Origin of the sequence: Collimonas sp. OK307 (assembly GCF_900113705.1) — a bacterium.
Classification (GTDB): domain Bacteria; phylum Pseudomonadota; class Gammaproteobacteria; order Burkholderiales; family Burkholderiaceae_D; genus Collimonas.
The window spans coordinates 141866-160974 of the sequence record NZ_FOQI01000011.1 but is presented as its reverse complement, the minus strand read 5'-3'; the positions used below and the strand labels follow the sequence as shown (position 1 = coordinate 160974).

Genomic DNA, 19109 nt, shown 5'->3' with positions numbered 1-19109 from the left:
GCCTGCTTACTGATAACCCGGATGCCAGCGCAGCCAGTAACGCTCCAGGAGGCGCGCCAGGATATCGGCCAGCTTGCCTAGCAAGGCGTAGAGCAAAATGCCCACCAGCACCACATCGGTTTGCAGGAACTCACGCGCATTCATGGTCATGTAGCCTATACCCGCCTGTGCCGAGATGGTTTCGGCAACGATCAACAGAACCCACACCAGGCCCAGTGCGAAACGCACACCGACCAATATCGACGGCAACGCACCCGGCAAGATCACGTCACGGTACAAGGGCCAGTCGGACAAGCCGTAACTCTTCGCCATCTCGATCAAACCTTTGTCTACCGAGCGGATGCCATGGAAGGTATTCAGGTACACCGGGAAAAATACGCCTATCGAGACCAGGAACAGCTTTGACGATTCATCGATGCCGAACCACAAGATCACCAAAGGGATCAAGGCCAGCGCCGGAATATTGCGGATCATCTGGATACTGGTATCGAGCAGGGTTTCCGCTTGCTTGAACGTCCCCGTCAGCAAACCCAGCAACAAGCCCAGGCCTCCACCCACCGCAAATCCGGAAATCGCACGCCAGGCGCTGATCCGCACATGCGTCCACAGTTCGCCGGATAGCGCCAGTGACCACGCGGCCCGCGCCACCGCCCAAGGCTCTGGCAAGATCCGGCTCGACAGCCAGCCGACCTTGGCGGCAAACTCCCAGGCCAAAATCAGCGCCACTGGCAACAGCCACGGCAACAGGCGCTCTTTCCAGATCTGCATCACCTTCACCCGCCGATTTACCGCCAGATCCGCTGCCTGCCCTGCAGGGCGACTGCCGTGCGCCGTGTCTGCCGCTGTAATGATTGCGCTCATATCGATTCCTTCAACTTTGCGATGCTTTCGGCAGCAAGCCGTTGGCAATCACTTCGCCAAATGGCCCCGTCAACGCTTGCTCCCCGGTAGCTGCACGTCCTTTGCCCAATAACGGGAAAACCAGTTCGGCAAAACGGTAAGATTCTTCCAGGTGCGGATAGCCCGATAGAATGAATGTGTCTATGCCCAGCGCCTCATATTCCTGCATCCGTTCAGCCACGGTTTCCGCATCGCCAACCAGCGCAGTGCCGGCGCCGCCGCGTACCAGGCCAACGCCGGCCCACAGGTTTGGCGACACTTCCAACTTATCGCGACGGCCGCCGTGCAAAGCCGCCATGCGCCGTTGTCCTTCTGAATCCATTTTGGAAAATGCTGCCTGCGCCCGGGCAATGACATCGTCATCGACATGGCTGATCAGTTCTTCTGCTGCGGCCCATGCTGCCTGATTGGTTTCCCGCACGATCACATGCAAGCGAATCCCGAAGCGCACAGTGCGCCCGTGTTTGGCGGCGCGTGCGCGAATATCGGCAATCTTTTCAGCCACCGCGGCCGGCGGTTCGCCCCAGGTCAGGTAGACATCAACCTGCTCCGCTGCCAGTTCATGCGCCGGCTCCGAGGATCCACCGAAATATAAAGGCGGATACGGTTTCTGTACCGGCGGATAAAGTGTCTTTGCGCCCTTGACCTTGATGTGCTTGCCGATGAAGTTGTAACCCGATTCGCCGCCTTCGCCGGACAAAGCGCCACGCCATACCTTCAGGAATTCCGAAGAAATTTCATAACGCTCGGCATGTTCGGCGAACAAGCCGTCGGCTTCCAGCTCGGCCTGGTCGCCGCCGGTAACGACGTTGATCAGCAAGCGTCCATTGGACAAACGATCGAAAGTCGACGCCATCCGGATCGCCAGGCCTGGCGTGCTCAAGCCCGGCCGGATCGCCACCAGGAATTTGAGACGCTGGGTGAAGCCGAGCAAGCTCGATGCAACCACCCAGGCATCTTCGCAAGAGCGTCCTGTCGGCAGCAATACGCCGTCATAACCGAGGGTATCGGCAGCTACCGCGATCTGCTTCATGTAATCGAAATTGACCGGGCGCGCGCCCTGGGAGGTGCCTAGATAACGACTGTCGCCGTGGGTAGGGATAAACCAGAAAACGTTCATGTCTGCTTCCGTATTGATTGATTAATCTGTACTTTGAATTTCACTGCTGTGCCAGCGGCGCATTCTTTGGATACCAGACGATATCGGCCACCTTGACAGCGCGCGGGATCAAGCCGATTTCCTTGAAACTGTCGGCGACACGCTGCTGATCGATCGCCATGGCAGGACTGATTACCGAAGTCGGCGACGGATTGGCGCGACGGCTCAGAAACAGATGCACGGTCGCCAGGTTCAAGCCACTGACATCGGAAATCAACTGCGCAACTTCCCTGTGATTCTGTTGCACGTAACGATCAGCCTTGGTCAGTTCATCCAGCAAACTCAATACCGTGCCAGGATAGTTTTCGGCGAAACCGCGCGCCGCAAGATAGAAGGAATTATTGTTGGACAAACCACGGCCGGTGCTCAGGACCCGCGGTTTGAAACTCAGCTCGGCAGCGCCGTAATACGGATCCCAGATCGCCCAGGCATCGACGCTGCCACGTTCAAACGCCGCGCGCGCATCTGCCGGCGCCAGATAAATCGGCTGGATGTCGGTCCACGCCAGGCCAGCTTTCTTCACCGCCTGCACCAGCAGGAAGTGCGCACTGGAACCCTTTTGCAAGGCGATCCGCTTGCCTTTCAAATCCGCCAGGGTCTTGATCGCCGAAGCGGGTTGCACCAATATCGCGGAACTCTCCGGCTTCGGTGGCTCGGCGCCGACGTACAGCAAGTCCTTGTTGGCGGCCTGGGCAAATACCGGCGGGCTATCGCCGGTCATGCCGAAATCCAGACTACCGGCGGATAAAGCTTCCAGCAACTGCGGACCGGCAGGAAATTCCAGCCAGACTATTTTGCTATTCTTGAAGCGTTGTTCCAGCGTGTTGCGTTGTTTCAGGACCACCAGGTTGACCGCGCTTTTTTGAAAGCCGATGCGTATCTGCTCAGGTTCTTTTTTGTCGGTCAACGGCTGCGCTTGCAACAGACCTGGCGACAACAGAGCTGCTAATAATGGAAGCGTCACCAGCAACAAGCGGCGATGGAGGAAAGCGATCTTCATGATGTCCGGCCTTCTCAGGATTTAGGAGGAAACAACACGGCGTCGCGAGTCGAAATCTTCTTTGGAATCAGTTTCAACTCGTAGAAGGTATCGGCTATCTTTTGCTGCTCGTCCAGCACCTTGTTATCGATGGGCTTGTAAATGTGGGCGTAATGCCTGAGGCCGGCTTCGATCACATCCGGCTCCAAGCCCTGGATCGGCGCCAGTTGCAGCGCTGCTTCCTTGTAATTGGCGCGGATCCAGCGCCCTTCTTTATCGGCCTCTTCCAAGACCGTGTTCACCACCGCGCTATTTTTTGCGGCGTATTTGCGCGCACTCAGAAAGAACTGGTGATGGCTGACGGCGCCACTGCCGCTGGCCAGGACCTTGGCATCGAGTTGCTTGATCGCTGCCGTTTGAAATGGATCCCAGATCGCCCAGGCATCAACCGCACCGCGCTCGAAAGCCGCACGGGCATCGGCCGGCGCCAGGTAGATTGGCTGGAATTCACTGTAGGCGATGCCGCCTTTCTTGAGCAGGCTGATGACCAGCCAATGCACATCGGAGCCTTTGTTGAAGGCTATTTTCTTGCCCTTGAGTTGCGCAACAGAGGTGATCGGCGAGTTCTTCTGCACCAGGATGCTTTCTGCCTCCGGCGTCGGGATTTCGTAAGCGCTGTATACAAAATCGGCGCCGGCCGCTTGCGCAATGATGGGCGGCGCTTCACCGACATAACCGAAATCGACCGAGCCGACATTCAAGGCTTCCAGCAATTGCGGGCCGGCGGCAAACTCGGCCCATTTCACCTCAATGCCCTGGGGCGCCAGGATTTTTTCCAATGTGCCATGAGCTTTCAGCAGCACCAGCGTACTGGCTGCTTTCTGATAACCAATCCGCAACACCTGCTTTTCCTGCACGTGTTTTTCCTGCGCCTGCGCCAACTGCGGCACGCTGACCGCAAACGCGCCGGCGGCGACCGCGGAGAGCAACGCCAGCACATGGCGTCTTGTGTGTTTGTTTCTGGTCGAAGCTGTCATTGCCGGTTTCCTGATTTTTTAGACAAAGCGATCCCCGCCATCGGCGACGATGGAATTTTTCAAACCGCTGGAATGGGTAAACTGTTAGCTAATTGATTTGGTATCCGCGTGGATTTTTCCGTTACACGCTACATCGCACCTGGGAAAACGGAATAGGATCGAAATCGTTTGCACTAATCTTGCGTAACGCCAGCAAACTATCCGATAACTGATGCACGCCTTCGTTAATCCGCTGGAAGATATTCTGATCCAGGCTCAAACCCTCTTGTTCCGACCATTGCACCTGCGCTTCCGTCGCATAGATACTGGGCAGTACATGCTTGGCGGCTAGCGACGACAATACCGGTCGCAAGGCGTAATCCAACGCCAGCATGTGCGATTGGCTACCACCGGTGGCCAGCGGCAGCACCAATTTTCCGGTCAGGCCAAACTGCGGCAGCAGATCGAGAAAAGCTTTTAGCGCACCGCTATAGGCTGCCTTGTAGACCGGCGTTGCCACCACTACCGCCGTCGCTTGCTCCACTTGCGCCAGCGCGGCCTGGATCAGCGTGTTGTTGAAATCGGCGCGTAGCAACGCGTCGCCCGGCAGATCCCGCACATCCAGTTTGCTGTATCGATGTCCTAGCAACGCCAATTTTTCACCTGTGTAATGCAGCAAACGGGTAGAACGCGAGGGTGCCGACGGGCTGCCAGCCAATAACAAAATAGTCATCTGTTGCAATCTTGAGACGGCCCTGCCATGCAGGGCCGTTGAGTCTTTACGATCAATTCGATCAAGCGGCTTATTTCACGCCAGGCTGATAAATCTTGTCGAACACACCGCCGTCGCTGAAGTGAACTTTCTGCGCATTTTTCCAACCGCCGAAAGTATCGTCAATGGTGAACAGGCTCAGCTTCGGAAATTTAGTCGCGTACTTGGCGGCGACTTTGGGATCGATAGGACGATAGTAATTATGAGCAGCGATTTCCTGTCCTTCCGGCGAGTACAGGTACTCCAGATAGGCTTGCGCAATCTTGCGTGTGCCACGCTTGTCGACCACCTTGTCGACCACCGCTACCGGTGGCTCGGCCAGGATGCTCAGCGATGGGAACACGGTATCGAATTTGCCTTTGCCGAATTCCGCCTCGACCAGGTAAGCCTCGTTTTCCCACGACAGCAATACATCGCCTACACCGCGTTCGGCAAAGGTGACAGTCGAGCCGCGCGCGCCGGAATCCAGCACCGGTACGTTCTTGTACAGGCGCGAAATGAAATCGCGTGCCTTGGCATCGTCGTTATTGTTCTTCTTCAGCGCATAACCGTAAGCGGCCAGATAAGCCCAGCGCGCACCGCCTGAAGTCTTTGGATTAGCCACCACCACCGATACGCCAGGCTTGACCAGATCGTCCCAGTCTTTGATGCCCTTGGGATTACCCTTGCGCACCAACAATACGATGGTCGAGGTATATGGCGTGCTGTTATGCGGCAAGCGCTTTTGCCAGTCGGCTGGCAGCAACTTGGCCTTTTCGGAAATTTCATCGATATCGTAAGCCAGCGCCAGCGTCACCACGTCGGCTTCCAGGCCGTCGATCACGGAACGCCCCTGCTTGCCCGAACCGCCATGCGACGCCTTCAGGGTGAGGTTGTCGCCAGTCTTTTCTTTCCAGTACTTAGCAAAAGCCTTGTTGTACTCTTGATAAAGCTCACGCGTAGGATCGTAAGAAACATTGAGCAACGAAAAATCCGCCGCATGCACAATCTGTGCACTCTGCGCTACCAAGGCGATGGCGATCACCGAACGAACGATTTTCTTCAACATGTTCTGCTTCCCTCGTAAATGTTTTTTTGTTTTGAGGAGTACAGATTAATGAGGGCGCCTGGAAAACAGAACGAATTCTTTCTTCTCTCCTTATGCTAAAAACAGATATGCATGGATTGCCCGGATGAATAAGGATGAGGCTTATTCCTGCTGAATTGGCATAAAGCCGCGCAGATGGGCGCTGGTAGCGACCAGCAGCAGCGCGCAACCCAATCCGGCGAAGGCCATGCTCAAACTGGTAGCGTGGGCCACGAAACCGATCAGGGCGGGACCGGCCAGGATGCCGGCATAGCCGATGGTGGTGATAGCGGCAATCGCCAGGCTGGCCGGCATTGCCGTCTGGCTGCCGGCTGCGGAAAACAGGATCGGCACGATGTTGGATGCACCCAGGCCGATCAGCACAAACCCGAACAGCGCAACGCTAGCGGTCGGCGCAAAGATCGCCACAAAAAAACCGGCGGCGGCAAACAAGCCTCCCAGCAGCAGCACGCGCTTGCCGCCGAAACGCCTGACGATGCGGTCACCGGTAAGACGGCCGCTGGTCATGGCGATGGCGAAAGCGGCGTAGCCGAGTCCGCCCTGACTGGCGTCCAGGCCGCGCGTGGCCGTCAGGAACAAGGCGCTCCAGTCGAGGATGGCGCCCTCCACCAGGAATACGATAAAGCACAGCACGCCGATAAAAATCACTGCGCCATGCGGCAGCACGAACAATTTGCCAGCGGCGCGCGGTTCCGGCTCGCGCAGCAAATGCGGGCTGGCTATCGCCAGCACCGTCGCCACAATAACCGCTGCCGCCACGCTAGCCCGGAATGGACTCAAGCCACTCCAAAGCAGCAATGCCATGCCACCGGCGCCGGCAAAGCCGCCGACACTGAACATTCCGTGGAAACCGGACATGAGCGCGCCACCGCTAGCTTTTTCAACCATCACAGCCTGGATATTCATGGCGACGTCGAGGGTGCCGATGGCGGCCCCGAACAGGAACAGAGCGATCGCCAGCTGCCACGGACTGGCTGCCAGCGACAGACAGGGAAGCAGCACGGTAGCCAGGCCACCGGCAATCAGAACCACACGCCGGCAACCCAGGCGCGCCGCCAACATGCCAGTCAACGGCATGGCGAGCAGCGAGCCGGCGCCCAGGCACAATAGAAGAAGTCCCAGTTCAGCCTCCCCCAGCCCCAGCCGTGCTTTGATATACGGCACCAGCGGCGCCCAGGCCGCCATGGCCAGGCCCGCGGTAAGGAAGGCTAAACGGGTCGACAAGCGTTGTTTAAGGCCAATATTGTCCATTGCATGATCTCCGGATCTGGCCTCATTCAGCCTTTGCATACATCAGTTGCACGCCCCGCCGGGCAAAGCCATCGGCCTGCTCGCTACTTGCGCCGGCTTCGAGCACCAGATGGGTAAGATGCGCTGCGGGTAGCACCGCATAGTTTGCAGCGGTGCCGAATTTTTCACTGGTGGCGGCAACCACCACCGATTTGCTGACCGTTGCCAGGCGGCGTTTGAACTCGGCTTCTTCATAGTTAAAACAGGTAATGCCGGCGTCGATATCAACGCCGCAGCCACCTAGAAAGAAAATGTCAGGCCGTATACGCTCAGCGTCACGCAGCGCCGCGGCGCCCAGGTTAGCGCCGGTTCGACGATCAAAACGGCCGCCGATCATGATCAATTCAATCCCCGGCCGATCCTGCAATGCCAGCGCCACAGCGGCGGCGTTAGTGACGACGGTGAGCGGCAACTCTGGTAAAGCCGCGGCAATCGCCAGGTTGGTCGAACCGGCATCGATAAACAGCACGCAGTCGGCAACCACCAGCGATACCGCCGACTGCGCCAGCAGTGCTTTGCGCTCCGGCGCCAAGGTACGCCGCTCAGCCAAAGATCCGGTCGCAGGAGAAGGTGGTAACGCGCCGCCATACACCCGCGTGCACCAGCCGGCCGCAGCCAGGTCGCGCAGGTCACGCCGGATGGTGTCTTCCGAGACACTCAGTTGCTGCGCCAGATCCAGCGCCAATACCCGGCCATCGGCCTGCAGACGCTGCCGGATGAACGCGTGACGTTCTTTGAGAAGGAGATTGGCGGTGTTCATATCGACTCACAACATGCATAAACAAGTACAAATATACATAAACGTGCAAACATGATCAACAGAAAACCGCAAAAGGTCTTTTGCGGCAGTTTTACGCTTGCGTCAGGACAGGATAGAGAATGACGGCCCAGGTGGCGACAGCAAGCACGCAAGTCAGCAGCACCGCGGCGCTGCCAAAATCCTTGGCGTTCTTGGAGAGTGGATTGCGCTCCAGCGAGACCCGGTCCACCACCGCTTCAATCGCCGAATTGATCAGCTCGATGATGATGATCCAGACCAGCACTGCGATCAGCATCAGCTTTTGCACCGCAGAGACCGGTAACAGCAAGGCAACAATGATGCCGGGAATCACAATCATCAATTCCTGACGGAATGCATGCTCGTTTTTCCAGGCCGATTTAAAGCCTTCCGCCGAATAAAAGAAAGCTGAAAAAATCCTCTTGAATCCGCTGGTGCTTTTGAATTCGCTGATCGGCTGCGGCTGCTGCGATTGCGGTGATTGCTTGTTTTCGCTCATGCTGTGCTGGTTCTGATGGCAAGCTGGGATTGCCAGGCTTGCCTTGATGGAAACGCAGGTTTGCGTTTGCGAATTTTAACAGCCTTGTTGCGCTGCACGCTAAATGCTTTTTTTACACACTGCGGCAGTTGCGCGAGCTCGTGACTGCACTCTAATCGATGACGATAGCGAAGCACAACTTTTCACATTATGATATAAACATTCCATTGCAATGCACCATTACTCCAATGAAAACAGCCACTACCGACGACACCGATAAAATTTCGATCCAGGTCATAGAGCGCATGATTTCGCTACTCGATACCCTGGCGCTCTACCCCGATCCGGTCAGCCTGAAAGAGTTATCGGCAGTCACCGGCCTGCATCCTTCAACGGCACACAGGATTCTTAACGACCTGGTGGTAAAACGCTTCGTAGACCGCTCCGAACCGGGCAGCTACCGGCTTGGCATGCGCCTGTTGGAATTGGGCAACGTCGTCAAAAGCCGGTTGAACGTGCGCGAAGCGGCGCTCGATTTCATGCGCGGGCTGCATCGCAAGACCAACCAGACCGTCAACCTGTCGGTGCGCCAGAGCGATGAAATCGTTTATATCGACCGCGCGTTTTCAGAACGTTCGGGCATGCAGGTGGTGCGTGCCATCGGTGGTCGGGCGCCATTGCACCTGACTTCTACCGGCAAATTATTTTTATCCATCGACGATCCGAAAATGGTCCGTGCCTACGCTACCCGCACCGGGCTGGCCGGACACAACAAGAATTCCATCACCGACCTGAGCAAGCTGGAGCGTGAATTGAGCCTGGTGCGCGCATTGGGTTACGCCCGCGATAACGAAGAACTCGAACTGGGCGTGCGCTGCATGGCCGCCGGCATCCGCGACGATTCGGGCAAGATGGTCGCCGGCTTGTCGATCTCTGCGCCGGCCGATCGCCTGCAAGAGGAATGGGTGGATGATCTGATCAGCACGGCGAATCAGATTTCCGCGGTGCTGGGCTATACATCGTAGCGTGGGCAAGATTTTTTGCCCACGCGTGACTTGCCAAGCACAATGAGAGTTTGAGATAGTTTGGGATACCGCGTGGGCACTTCGTGACCACCCTACGCCCGCCGTCATCAGCAACCGACACAAAAAAAACAGAGTTTATTCATCAGTTTCCTGACGAATAAACTCTGTTTTTTTTCTACCCGATTACAACCTGGATTGCGTTCGATCTTTAGGTTTGACCATCAGCGAGTTTCACGCGCGTCAGGGTTGCAGGATGCGAATCAGCCAGCCATTTGCGAACCCGGTCGGCATCCGCCTGGCGTGAATACTTGCCGCGCGAATCAAGGAACACCATCACGATCTGGCGACCGTCGATAGTAGTTTGCATGACCATGCAACGGCCTGCTTCGTTAATGTAACCGGTCTTTTGCAAACCGATCTGCCACTCAGGTTTATCGACCAGATGATTGGAAGTCGAGTATTGCAACGGACGTCCGCCCGGCTCCACCACATATTTTGAATCGGTCGAATATTGACGAATCACCGGATGCTGGTAGGCCGCCATGACCAGACGCGATAAATCGCGGGCGCTGGCGACATTCAGATGCGACAGCCCGGTCGAATCGACATAATGGGTTTCGGTCATGCCCAGCGCCTTGGCCTTGGCATTCATGGCAGCCACAAAGGCTGGCAAGCCGCCTGGATAGTTACGGCCAAGCGCCGATGCGGCGCGATTCTCGGAACTCATCAAGGCGATGTGCAGCATGTCGGCACGGGTCAGTTGCGAACCGATGCGCAGACGCGAGCTGCTGTGTTTTTCGCGATCGATGTCGTCATCGGTCACGGCCAGCACTTCGTTCATGTCCTGCTTCGATTCGACCACCACCATGCTGGTCATCAGCTTGGTCAGCGATGCGATCGGCAATGCAACCTGGGAATTTTTATCCAGCAGTACTTCCGAACTATTCTGATCCAGCACCAACGCTACACTGGATTTCAACTCGAGCGGATCATGCGTCAAATTCAATCCGGCCTGCTCACCTGCAGACAGGACTGGCGGCAAGGCTGGTACGACCGGTGCGAATGCAACGCGCTGGTAAGTCACTTTACGGCGACCGTTAACCATCGCGACTTTCTTCACCAGCTTTTCATTTTTATTGAACGACGCTGTATTGCTACGGCCACGCGCAGCGATCACCGCATGTTTTCTGGAACCGGTTTTGGCAGCAGTTTTCTTGTGGGCAGAAGCAGTACCAGCTGCTGATTTTTTAGCGGTGCTTTGTTTGGTTTGGTCAGAAGCAAGAGCGGCGGGCGCGTTCGCGAGCACGAGGAAGAGTGACAAAAAAACAATTAACGCGGATTTGCCCATTTGCGGCTCCAATATGCGGCGATGTATAACTTTGTGGCAGTGTAGGCAAATATCGGAAAAATCGCAAGAGAATTAGATAGTTAGCGCACTAAATTAAACGACTTTCGATGTCAGGTCGACGATTTGCGAGATAGATTTTACCGCAACTCGTCGACCTGGCACTTACTTTAGTATCGGCTACTTAAACGTGACATTCAAGCAATATTGCGTCAATTGAAAAAGAATAATCAGCTTGCAAGCTGAAATACGTCGTTACCTCTGACGGCGCGCTATCCCACAAAGACTTGATCGCCGCCACCCGCTCCGCAGGCGTACGCATCCTGGCTACCCAGGTATCGAACTGCAGCGGTAATTTCCAGCTCTGGTCGGCAGTCGGACGCAATCCTGCCTGATCCAGCAACTGGCGCCAGCTGGACAAGCTGCGATTACGCACATGCGAAGTGTCGCGCAGCAATTCTATCGACTGGAAGTAGGTATCGCTCAGGACATCCTCGGGCGAAGCGGTATCGATCACGATGCACATGCCGCCCGGCTTCAACACCCGCGCCATCTCGGCCAGCGCTTCTGGCAGCCGGGTCCAGTGATGCGCGCTAAACCGCGTACACACCAGATCGAAAGAGGCGTCGGCAAACGGCATGCGCTCGGAGCTGCCCTGCTGCACGTGCAGATTTTTCAAACCACGCTCGGCAGCCGCGTGCTGCACCACATCCAGCATTTCAGTAGCCAGGTCATACGCGATTACAGTCCCGATATGCGGCGCAATGGCGAAAGCGGCATGTCCTGCTCCACAACCGACATCAAGCGCTTTGCCTTGGGGAAAACGGCTGGCATAGGCGGCCAGTTGTTGTAAATCGGCGCCTTGGGCGTGGACGGTGCTGGTCAGGTAAGCGGCAGCGGTGCTGCCGAATTGTTCGGAAACCACTTTATCGTGATTGCGGGCGACGATCATCGGTTTTCTCCTCAGAAATGAATCAAAGCAAAGTATTAGTGTTTGCGACAGAGCCCAGTGTAATTATTTTTTATCCTGTTACAAGACTAGTGCTTATACTAGTACCTCTAATAACAGGATAAACACGGACCAGCATGGATCAGGCCGGAAAACGCAAAGCACTTGGCGAATTCATCAAAACCCAGCGCACCCAGATCCCTACCGCGACATTGCGCCTGGGCGGCAGTACGCGCCGTCGGACTCCCGGTTTGCGACGCGAGGAAATAGCCCAGCTGTGCGACATCAGCGTTACCTGGTACACCTGGATAGAACAGGGCCGCACTGTCTCGGTATCGGCGGCGGCGTTGGCAAGAATCGCCGAGGCTTTGCAGTTGTCGCGTGCCAAGCGTGCTTATCTGTTTGAGTTGTCCGGCAAAAAAGATCCGCAGGCACAGGATGCGCTGGCCCAGGAAATTCCCGATGAAATACTGGCGGTCACCGACGCCATCAAGACTCCGGCTTATCTGCTGGATCGTCATTGGAATGCCGTCGCCTGGAACCGCGCTGCCAAAACCTTGTTCGTCGGCTGGCTGGATAAGAAAAGCGCCAGCAGGAATCTGCTTGAGTACACTTACTGCCAGCCTGAAGCTGCCACCTTGATCAGCGACTGGGAGCAACGCGCAAGCCGACTGGCGGCAGAATTTCGCGCCGATTGCGGCATGTACCTGGACGAACCTGAGATTGCCCGGCTGGTAGCGCGCTTGAGTACCGCCAGCGCTGCTTTCAAGCGCGCCTGGAATCTGCATGACGTGGTTGAGAAAGAAGGCGGCGAGCGCCGTTTCAGTCATCCGGCACTGGGCCAGCTGGCGTATCGGCAAGTCAATCTGCGGGTCGCCAACCGGCCTGAGCTGAAGCTGGTGATGTTGCTGCCGGTTTGAGTTGAGCCCGTTACTTTTTCATGACGAACACCACGCCCAATATCGCCACCGCCATGCCGATGACGCCAGGCAAATTGAAGACTTCGCCAAACATCAGCCAGGCCATCAGCGCGGTGGTCGGCGGTGTCAGGTAGAGCAAGCTGGTGACGCGGGTTGCCGCGCTCTTGCGGATCAGTGCGAACAGCAGGAAGATCGCGCCTATCGACAAAGCCAGTATCGACCACAGCAGCGCGCCGATGAAACGCGGCGTCCATTGCACGGTGTCCAGGCTCGGTCCCAGGTGCTCGTAGTAAATCGCGAATGGCAGCAGCACGACTATCGAGGCGGCAAACTGGATGATGGTGCCGGTGCGCAAATCGAAATGCGAGCAGTTGTGTTTCTGATACAGCGTACCGAGCGTGATCGATACCAAGGCCAGCAGGCACAGCGTAATACTTTGCCAGGACAAACCGACCAGGCTGATTTTGGCGGCCACCACCAGCCCCACTCCGCAAATGCCAAGCAGCAGGCCCAGCCATTGCCGTGGCCGTACCGACTCACCGATCAAGGGCGCGGCAAATGCGGTCAGGATAGGCTGCATGCCGACAATCAGCGCCGACACGCCGGCCGGCATGCCGAGTTTGATGGCGCACCAGACACCGGCCAGGTAACCGCCTTGCAACAAGATTCCGGCAAACGCGATATGGCGGATCTGCCCCGTCGGCCACGGTGCCCGCATTAATAACACCAGAGGTAACAAGACCAGCAGCACACCGACAAACCGCAACAACAAAAACGTCAGCGGCGGTGCATACGGCAAGCCGAATTTGGCAACTACAAAGCCGGTGCTCCAGAGCAGCACAAACACCATTGGCATAGCCGCTAACAAGCGATGAGCGGGCCGCGATGCGGTCGGGAGGCTTGCTGATTGCATGAATTATCCGTATGGGATCCGTCTTGGATCCGTGTTTGATCAGTATTATGTAGGGAGTTGCTCTGCACCGTTCCGACGCGCGAAATGTGCCGCAAGCGAGATAGTTTGCAGGTGGATCGCTACCGTGTCTTGTATATTCTTGCCATAGCCCCCGGCCATGGCGATTGCCACCGGTATGCCATGCTGGCTGGCGGTCTCCAGCAGCATGGCGTCGCGCCGGGCCAGACCGTCGAAACTCAGTTTCAAACGCCCTAGCCGATCGCCTTCATGCGGATCGGCGCCCGCCAGGAAAATAATCAGCTGTGGCGAGAAACGCGCCATCATGGTTGCCAGCGCATCCCGCAGCGCACTCAGATAAACCTCGTCGCCGGTGCCGTCTGCCAGCGCAACATCCAGGTCGCTGCGCTCCTTGTCGAACGGATAATTGCGGGCTCCATGCAGCGACAGGGTGAAAATCGACTCATCGTTGGCCAGGATCGATGCCGTGCCGTTGCCTTGATGGACATCAAGGTCGACGATGGCAACCCGTTGCAGCCGGCGCTCCGCCTGCATCAGCCGGGCCGCAATCGCTGCGTCGTTGAAGACGCAGAAGCCGGCGCCCTGATCGGCAAATGCGTGATGGGTGCCACCCGCCAGGTTGACCGCAATCCGCTCAGGCTCCGTCAGCGCCGCGCGGCAAGCAGCAATGGTGGCGCCGGCCGAGCGCCGCGAACGCTCCACCATCTGCGGCGTCCATGGGAAACCGATGGCTTTTTGTACATTTTCCGTCAAAGTACCGTTGCTGACTGCCGCAATATAGTGAGGATGATGGGCAAGAGCCAGTACACCGTCGCTGGTGGTCGGCGCCTCTTGAAAATCGATATCGCTGATACTCGCCAGCGCGGCTTCGTGGATAAGCCGGTACTTTTGCATGGGGAAGCGATGGCCGGTCGGCAGGGGCAACACAAAATGGTCGCTGTAGAAAGCTTTCAAGGTAGGCGCGGAGGTCAGGTGAAGAAACAGGTAAGACAATTAGTCTACCATCAGGGAATCGCTGCCGCAGATTACTCAAAATAACAACATTTCCCCATGCTAATACCTTGATTTTATAAGCTTTTACTTAATCTGTATAAACAATATATTGCAGCGCACAAAAATTCTCTTGACACCGTTTCAGAATAATTTAGAATGAAATTGTTGCGACGCACAATGTTCATTTAAGGCCATTGGCAGACGCAATCAACGGCTAGATCTTAGCCACCTCTAAGTCACTCTATCGTTCTATTTGTCATTTTTGCAGTATCGAATCCTAGGAGAAGCCATGTCTACCGTTGCAGAACAATTTTCAGCCGCTACCAAAGCCAATTTCGAAGCTAATCTGGCCCTGTTCACCGATTTCACTACCAAGGCATTTGCCGGCGTGGAAAAGCTGATCGATCTCAACCTGAGCGCCGCCAAGGCTTCGCTGGAAGAGTCGAACGCCACTACCCAGAAATTGTTTGCGGCTAAAGACCCACAAGAATTTTTCTCGCTGAGCGCAGCCCTGGCCCAGCCAAACACTGAAAAAGCCATTGCTTACGGTCGTCATTTCGCCAGCATCGCTTCCAGCACACAAGCTGAACTGACCAAGTCGGCAGAAGCGCAAGTTGCAGAAACCAAGCGTAAAGTCATCGAGTTCGTTGACCAGGCATCGAAAAACGTGCCGCCAGGCGCAGAAGGCGCAGTTGCTTTCGTCAAATCGGCAATCGGCAGCGCCAACGCCGGTTACGAACAGTTCGCCAAGAGCACCAAGCAAGCTGTTGAATCCCTGGAAACCAACGTCAACAACGCTGTCGACCAACTGTCCCAAGCTGCTACCAAGACTACAGCTCGTTCGACCAAGAAGTAATTTGTAAAACAGGCGTGCCTGGCGCGCCTGTCTGAATCTCCTCGGTACCCGGCAACGCCGGTATCATTATTTACCCCGGCTTACCGGGGTATTTTTTTGCCTGGAAGGTTTATGGTTTGACCTGGGCTACCAGCTTCAACAGTCGTTGCAGCGTCGGTTCATCCATCAAGGCCGGCAAGTCGCAAATATGCAACAGTTGCTGCTCGATATTTCTCGCTGAGCCGCCCGCTTTCAATGACGCTTGCAACACCTCAACCTGCAATTGCAAACGTTCGCGCGAAAGCGCTGCAGGGCTCTCGATTCCGGCCAGGATTTCGGCACGCAACAACTCCAGTTGTAACGCAGGGCTGCTGGCTTCAAGAGTAGCGGCGTAATTGTCGCTATTCTGCAACGCCCGTTCGAAACGTGCCGTGATGATTTTTTCAAATGCCGGCGCCAGCTTCGGCAATGCTTGCCAGCTATTGCGCCAGTCGGATTCGACCCGGGTTCCTGCGGAGCCTGTATTTGCATGGACGATGCTTGCTTCAGCTTGCTGGCACAAAATCAGTTTGTCGCGCAGGGCATCGGCCTGCGCCAGCGCCGCCTGCTGCCGGCTCTGGTCGAGCCGCGCTTGCAGAGCGCCGATCGCTGCCTGGAAACGTGCATCAATCTGTACCTGAACCGCGCGTGGCACTTGTCCGCCGCGCGCCCATTCTTGCTGTGCTTGCTGCAGGATTTTCGGCAATTCAGCTTCCGGCCGCTCAAGCGCTGCTTCCAGCAACGTGCATTGCTCTTCGCGCAGATGTAGATTGTCGCGGCGTTCTGCGTCGGCGCTTGATGCGGCCTCCTTGCGTTGGGCAAAGATGGCGTCGCATGCGCTGCGGAAACGCTGCCACAATTCCTGCTCATGCTGCCGCGGCAAAGGCAGCGCCTTTGCTTGCTCTTGCCAGCGTTGTTGCAATTCCTTTACGCGTTCGGCGGTATCGCGCTGGTTGGCGGGCAGTTGCGCCGCTTCGGTGATCAATTTTTCTCGCCGGGCGATTTCGATATCTTGTTGCTGCGCCAACGGCGCCAGCAAGGTATCGATCGCAGCGGCAAAACTGTTATCGAGTGCTTTTTTTTCACTACGATTGATCGGCCCCAGGTTTTTCCATGCCTGTTGCTTTTGCTGGCAATACTGGGCGACGGCTTTCCAGTCCGGCGCCACCTCCGTCGGCAGCATCGCTTGTGCATGCTGCAGCACTTCATCGATCAAGGTACGTGCATTAGTTTGATTGGTTTGCCGCTGTTCAGCCTGTTGCTGGAAATGGGCAGCGACTGGCGCATAAGCGTTGGTGCAAGCTGTGTCAAATCCCTCCCACAGGATTTTCGGCGCCGGCCCCGAAGTGCCATCCAGCGACTTCCACCGTGCCCGCAGGCTACCGATTTTTTTTGCCAGCTCGGCTGGCGCCAGTTCCTGCAGCGGCAATTCCTGCGCGGCCTTGGTCAGTTCTTCACGCGAGACATTGCCGCCCCAGCGCGCCCAGCCTTGCAACCGGGTCAACTCGCCACGTGCTTGCGCCAGACGCGCGTTTTGGCTTGCATTCGGTTTGTGCAACTTGAAGTCGATCGCGCGCAACACCTTGTCGAAATCCATCGCCACTTGCAATGCGCCGTCTTCCAGGGCTTTTTCAAGGCCATCCAAAGCTTCGGCAATTTGCGGACGTGCGGTTGCCCCCGATGCTCCGACGGCATCGGCCGCTTCGGCCGATGCCGTCGGAGCATGAATCTTTTGCGGTTTGACAGGCACTCCCGCATGTTGTCTCAACAGCGCCTGATAGCGTTGCTCCAAACCGTCGTCAAGTAACGCCGCCGGCAATTTTGGCAATGCCGACCAGCTGGCTTTTAGCGCATCCGGATTCAACGCCTCGGTAGCCGCTTCCCAGTTTGCCAACGCGTCGTTACGCGCCTGCAAAGCCGATTGATGCTGCTGCAAAGTGGACAGCAACTTGCGTAATGCCTGGGCTTGCTGTGCGAACTCTGCGGCCAGATGGCGCGGCAAGCTCAGCGCTTCCGCATGACCTGCGCAGACGGCCATTTGCGATTCTAATGCATCCAGCTCCTGCCCGAACTGCGGTGCACTGGCCATTGTCGTTTGAGCCTGTGAATGCAAGGTGCGCACACTGTTCAATGAACCGATGGCGCTGCGTTGCAAGTCGGCCTGGGCCGTCAAACGATCGGCAAGTGCGGCACGCAGTTGCGTGAATTGCTGCAGTAATTCGGCGGGCACGTCCTTGCCGTCCCAGCCACGATCCAGTTCTGCAACCTGATTCGGCATCAGTTGCAGCTCTTGCTGCAAGCGCTTTGCCTGCGCCACGGATGCGGCCGCCTTGTCGGCGATCAATTGCTGCTGACGCCCACTGTCCAGCCGTCCTTGCATTAATTTGGCAACCCGCCTGTCGGTATTGCGGCATGCCTGCAGTACTTGTTCCAACGCTGCGCGCGACTGCACCTGCTGTGCCGCGCACAAGCGGGCGTCAGCGAACGTCGATTGCAAAATGAATGCGACTGCCGCAGCTTCATCCGGCAAAGCCTGTGCCTGTTGCAGCGCTTGCTGCCTGACCTGGTCGGACACTTGCCTGGCTTCGGTACGCAATGCGGTCTGAGGAGCAACGACCGGTTGTGGCGCTTTACGATCAGCGCGTTTAAAGAGAAATCCGAACATGTGATATCAATCAGATGGAAGCAGATTACCGTTAATTGGTAACGGCATATGCTTTGGTTAAGTGAGGAAATAAGTGGGGAAATAAGTAAAAATAGAAAATGGCTCGGGCCCGTAACTAAGCCGGCCGATACTCTGCCTTGAGCTGATCGAGGCCGGCCAGCATTTTCTTGAATGCCGCAGCGCTCTGCACCGGTTCACCCTTGACGCCGAGATCGATATGACGCCGGGTGTTGCCATCGCCAACATGCGGCAGGCTGAATACCTTAACCAAGGGAAACTCCATCTCGATCGCTTCCATCAGCGGCGTCAGCGTCGACTCCATGGCCTCAAACACCAGTACCGATTGCTCCAGCTGTGGATTCTGATGGAATCGGTCTGCGTAATACGTATCCAGTACCCACTCGAACATGGGCCACGCCATCACCGGGAAACCCGGCGCAAAATAATGTGCGCCCGCCCCTTCGTGCGGCACTGAAAAACCGGGAATCTTGTTAAACGGATTGGGAATGATGGCGGCGCCCTGCGGAAACTCGCCCATCTTCAGCCGGTGCAGGTTATCGGGTGTGTCGTAGTCAAGTTTCAAACCGGCATCGCGCGCGGTATCGGCAATCCTTTCGCGGATTTTCTCGCGCGCTTCGGGATGCAGCACCAACGGCACGCCAAGCGCCGCCGCCGCACACTGGCGCGTGTGATCGTCTGGCGTGGCGCCGATGCCGCCGGTACAAAACACGATGTCGTCACTAGCGAATGTGCGTTTCAGGGTCGCTGTAATCCGCGCCGGATCGTCGCCTATGTATTCTGCCCAGTCCAGGCTTAAACCGCGGGTGGAAAGCATTTCCAGTATTTTCGGAAAGTGCTTATCGACTCGCCTGCCTGACAGGATTTCGTCGCCGATGATGATAAGTCCGATTGCCATGGGGATCGCCGCTTATTTGAAGATGAGCTGAA

At 56.6% G+C, this 19109-nt stretch carries 18 protein-coding genes; 3 read left to right on the top strand and 15 right to left on the bottom strand.

What is annotated here, in order from left to right; translation table 11 throughout:
• Window positions 1-6 precede the first annotated feature (6 nt).
• The 9 genes from ssuC to BM205_RS15650 all read right to left on the bottom strand — a co-directional run bounded on the left by ssuC (window position 7) and on the right by BM205_RS15650 (window position 8480).
• Window positions 7-861: an aliphatic sulfonate ABC transporter permease SsuC gene (gene ssuC, locus BM205_RS15690; protein ID WP_371326498.1), complete on the bottom strand. Its 855-nt coding sequence runs from the start codon at window positions 859-861 to the stop codon at window positions 7-9.
• Window positions 862-871: 10 nt separating this feature from the next.
• Window positions 872-2020 (bottom strand): FMNH2-dependent alkanesulfonate monooxygenase, encoded by a 1149-nt coding sequence (ssuD, locus tag BM205_RS15685; protein WP_092415805.1) that lies wholly within the window; start codon window positions 2018-2020, stop codon window positions 872-874.
• A 40-nt stretch (window positions 2021-2060) separates the two neighbouring features.
• Window positions 2061-3059 (bottom strand): aliphatic sulfonate ABC transporter substrate-binding protein, encoded by a 999-nt coding sequence (locus tag BM205_RS15680; RefSeq protein WP_092415804.1) that lies wholly within the window; start codon window positions 3057-3059, stop codon window positions 2061-2063.
• Window positions 3060-3073: 14 nt separating this feature from the next.
• A complete protein-coding gene (locus tag BM205_RS15675) occupies window positions 3074-4075 on the bottom strand; it encodes an aliphatic sulfonate ABC transporter substrate-binding protein (protein WP_092415803.1) in 1002 nt (333 codons plus the stop codon).
• A 121-nt stretch (window positions 4076-4196) separates the two neighbouring features.
• Window positions 4197-4787, bottom strand: coding sequence for an NADPH-dependent FMN reductase (ssuE, locus tag BM205_RS15670; protein ID WP_092415802.1), 591 nt, complete (start codon window positions 4785-4787; stop codon window positions 4197-4199).
• A gap of 70 nt (window positions 4788-4857) precedes the next feature.
• Window positions 4858-5874 carry a sulfate ABC transporter substrate-binding protein gene (locus BM205_RS15665; protein ID WP_092415801.1) on the bottom strand — a complete coding sequence of 339 codons (1017 nt, stop codon included), beginning with the start codon at window positions 5872-5874 and terminating at the stop codon, window positions 4858-4860.
• A 141-nt stretch (window positions 5875-6015) separates the two neighbouring features.
• Window positions 6016-7164, bottom strand: a complete 1149-nt coding sequence (locus BM205_RS15660; RefSeq protein ID WP_217646053.1) for an MFS transporter — start codon at window positions 7162-7164, stop codon at window positions 6016-6018.
• A 22-nt stretch (window positions 7165-7186) separates the two neighbouring features.
• Complete coding sequence (locus BM205_RS15655; RefSeq protein WP_092415799.1) at window positions 7187-7963, bottom strand: DeoR/GlpR family DNA-binding transcription regulator; 777 nt, start codon at window positions 7961-7963, stop codon at window positions 7187-7189.
• A 91-nt stretch (window positions 7964-8054) separates the two neighbouring features.
• Window positions 8055-8480: a diacylglycerol kinase gene (locus BM205_RS15650; protein ID WP_092415798.1), complete on the bottom strand. Its 426-nt coding sequence runs from the start codon at window positions 8478-8480 to the stop codon at window positions 8055-8057.
• 227 nt (window positions 8481-8707) lie between these two features.
• Here BM205_RS15650 and BM205_RS15645 point away from each other — a divergent pair, with 227 nt between their 5' ends.
• Entirely contained in the window at window positions 8708-9484 is a 777-nt protein-coding gene (locus BM205_RS15645; RefSeq protein ID WP_092415797.1) for an IclR family transcriptional regulator, read from the top strand.
• A gap of 208 nt (window positions 9485-9692) precedes the next feature.
• Here the strand turns inward: BM205_RS15645 and pbpG are convergent, their stop codons facing one another.
• Both pbpG and BM205_RS15635 read right to left on the bottom strand, forming a co-directional pair.
• The gene (gene pbpG / locus BM205_RS15640; protein ID WP_092415796.1) at window positions 9693-10832 is read right to left on the bottom strand and encodes a D-alanyl-D-alanine endopeptidase; all 1140 of its coding nucleotides are present in this window, start codon (window positions 10830-10832) and stop codon (window positions 9693-9695) included.
• Between the two features lie 181 nt (window positions 10833-11013).
• On the bottom strand, window positions 11014-11781 hold the full coding sequence (locus tag BM205_RS15635) for a class I SAM-dependent methyltransferase (protein ID WP_092415795.1): 768 nt from the start codon (window positions 11779-11781) through the stop codon (window positions 11014-11016).
• A gap of 134 nt (window positions 11782-11915) precedes the next feature.
• Here BM205_RS15635 and BM205_RS15630 point away from each other — a divergent pair, with 134 nt between their 5' ends.
• Window positions 11916-12698: a helix-turn-helix transcriptional regulator gene (locus tag BM205_RS15630; RefSeq protein ID WP_092415794.1), complete on the top strand. Its 783-nt coding sequence runs from the start codon at window positions 11916-11918 to the stop codon at window positions 12696-12698.
• 10 nt (window positions 12699-12708) lie between these two features.
• On the opposite strand, the gene BM205_RS15625 is transcribed toward BM205_RS15630, so the two are convergent.
• Together BM205_RS15625 and BM205_RS15620 are read right to left on the bottom strand one after the other, a co-directional pair.
• Window positions 12709-13611, bottom strand: a complete 903-nt coding sequence (locus BM205_RS15625; RefSeq protein WP_092415793.1) for a DMT family transporter — start codon at window positions 13609-13611, stop codon at window positions 12709-12711.
• A 45-nt stretch (window positions 13612-13656) separates the two neighbouring features.
• Window positions 13657-14583 carry a histone deacetylase family protein gene (locus BM205_RS15620; protein ID WP_092415833.1) on the bottom strand — a complete coding sequence of 309 codons (927 nt, stop codon included), beginning with the start codon at window positions 14581-14583 and terminating at the stop codon, window positions 13657-13659.
• Window positions 14584-14911: 328 nt separating this feature from the next.
• Here BM205_RS15620 and BM205_RS15615 point away from each other — a divergent pair, with 328 nt between their 5' ends.
• Window positions 14912-15478 (top strand): phasin family protein, encoded by a 567-nt coding sequence (locus BM205_RS15615; protein WP_092415792.1) that lies wholly within the window; start codon window positions 14912-14914, stop codon window positions 15476-15478.
• A gap of 109 nt (window positions 15479-15587) precedes the next feature.
• Here BM205_RS15615 and BM205_RS15610 read toward each other — a convergent pair whose 3' ends face one another.
• Window positions 15588-18161 carry a DUF349 domain-containing protein gene (locus tag BM205_RS15610; protein ID WP_092415791.1) on the bottom strand — a complete coding sequence of 858 codons (2574 nt, stop codon included), beginning with the start codon at window positions 18159-18161 and terminating at the stop codon, window positions 15588-15590.
• A 115-nt stretch (window positions 18162-18276) separates the two neighbouring features.
• The gene (locus BM205_RS15605; RefSeq protein ID WP_092415790.1) at window positions 18277-19077 is read right to left on the bottom strand and encodes a competence/damage-inducible protein A; all 801 of its coding nucleotides are present in this window, start codon (window positions 19075-19077) and stop codon (window positions 18277-18279) included.
• Window positions 19078-19109: the final 32 nt, after the last annotated feature.

Bases quoted from the DNA above. Each gene is read 5' to 3' on its own strand.
- ssuC (WP_371326498.1), bottom strand. From the start codon at position 861: ATGAGCGCAATCATTACAGCGGCAGACACGGCGCACGGCAGTCGCCCT.
- ssuD (WP_092415805.1), bottom strand. From the start codon at position 2,020: ATGAACGTTTTCTGGTTTATCCCTACCCACGGCGACAGTCGTTATCTA.
- BM205_RS15680 (WP_092415804.1), bottom strand. From the start codon at position 3,059: ATGAAGATCGCTTTCCTCCATCGCCGCTTGTTGCTGGTGACGCTTCCA.
- BM205_RS15675 (WP_092415803.1), bottom strand. From the start codon at position 4,075: ATGACAGCTTCGACCAGAAACAAACACACAAGACGCCATGTGCTGGCG.
- ssuE (WP_092415802.1), bottom strand. From the start codon at position 4,787: ATGACTATTTTGTTATTGGCTGGCAGCCCGTCGGCACCCTCGCGTTCT.
- BM205_RS15665 (WP_092415801.1), bottom strand. From the start codon at position 5,874: ATGTTGAAGAAAATCGTTCGTTCGGTGATCGCCATCGCCTTGGTAGCG.
- BM205_RS15660 (WP_217646053.1), bottom strand. From the start codon at position 7,164: ATGGACAATATTGGCCTTAAACAACGCTTGTCGACCCGTTTAGCCTTC.
- BM205_RS15655 (WP_092415799.1), bottom strand. From the start codon at position 7,963: ATGAACACCGCCAATCTCCTTCTCAAAGAACGTCACGCGTTCATCCGG.
- BM205_RS15650 (WP_092415798.1), bottom strand. From the start codon at position 8,480: ATGAGCGAAAACAAGCAATCACCGCAATCGCAGCAGCCGCAGCCGATC.
- BM205_RS15645 (WP_092415797.1), top strand. From the start codon at position 8,708: ATGAAAACAGCCACTACCGACGACACCGATAAAATTTCGATCCAGGTC.
- pbpG (WP_092415796.1), bottom strand. From the start codon at position 10,832: ATGGGCAAATCCGCGTTAATTGTTTTTTTGTCACTCTTCCTCGTGCTC.
- BM205_RS15635 (WP_092415795.1), bottom strand. From the start codon at position 11,781: ATGATCGTCGCCCGCAATCACGATAAAGTGGTTTCCGAACAATTCGGC.
- BM205_RS15630 (WP_092415794.1), top strand. From the start codon at position 11,916: ATGGATCAGGCCGGAAAACGCAAAGCACTTGGCGAATTCATCAAAACC.
- BM205_RS15625 (WP_092415793.1), bottom strand. From the start codon at position 13,611: ATGCAATCAGCAAGCCTCCCGACCGCATCGCGGCCCGCTCATCGCTTG.
- BM205_RS15615 (WP_092415792.1), top strand. From the start codon at position 14,912: ATGTCTACCGTTGCAGAACAATTTTCAGCCGCTACCAAAGCCAATTTC.
- BM205_RS15610 (WP_092415791.1), bottom strand. From the start codon at position 18,161: ATGTTCGGATTTCTCTTTAAACGCGCTGATCGTAAAGCGCCACAACCG.
- BM205_RS15605 (WP_092415790.1), bottom strand. From the start codon at position 19,077: ATGGCAATCGGACTTATCATCATCGGCGACGAAATCCTGTCAGGCAGG.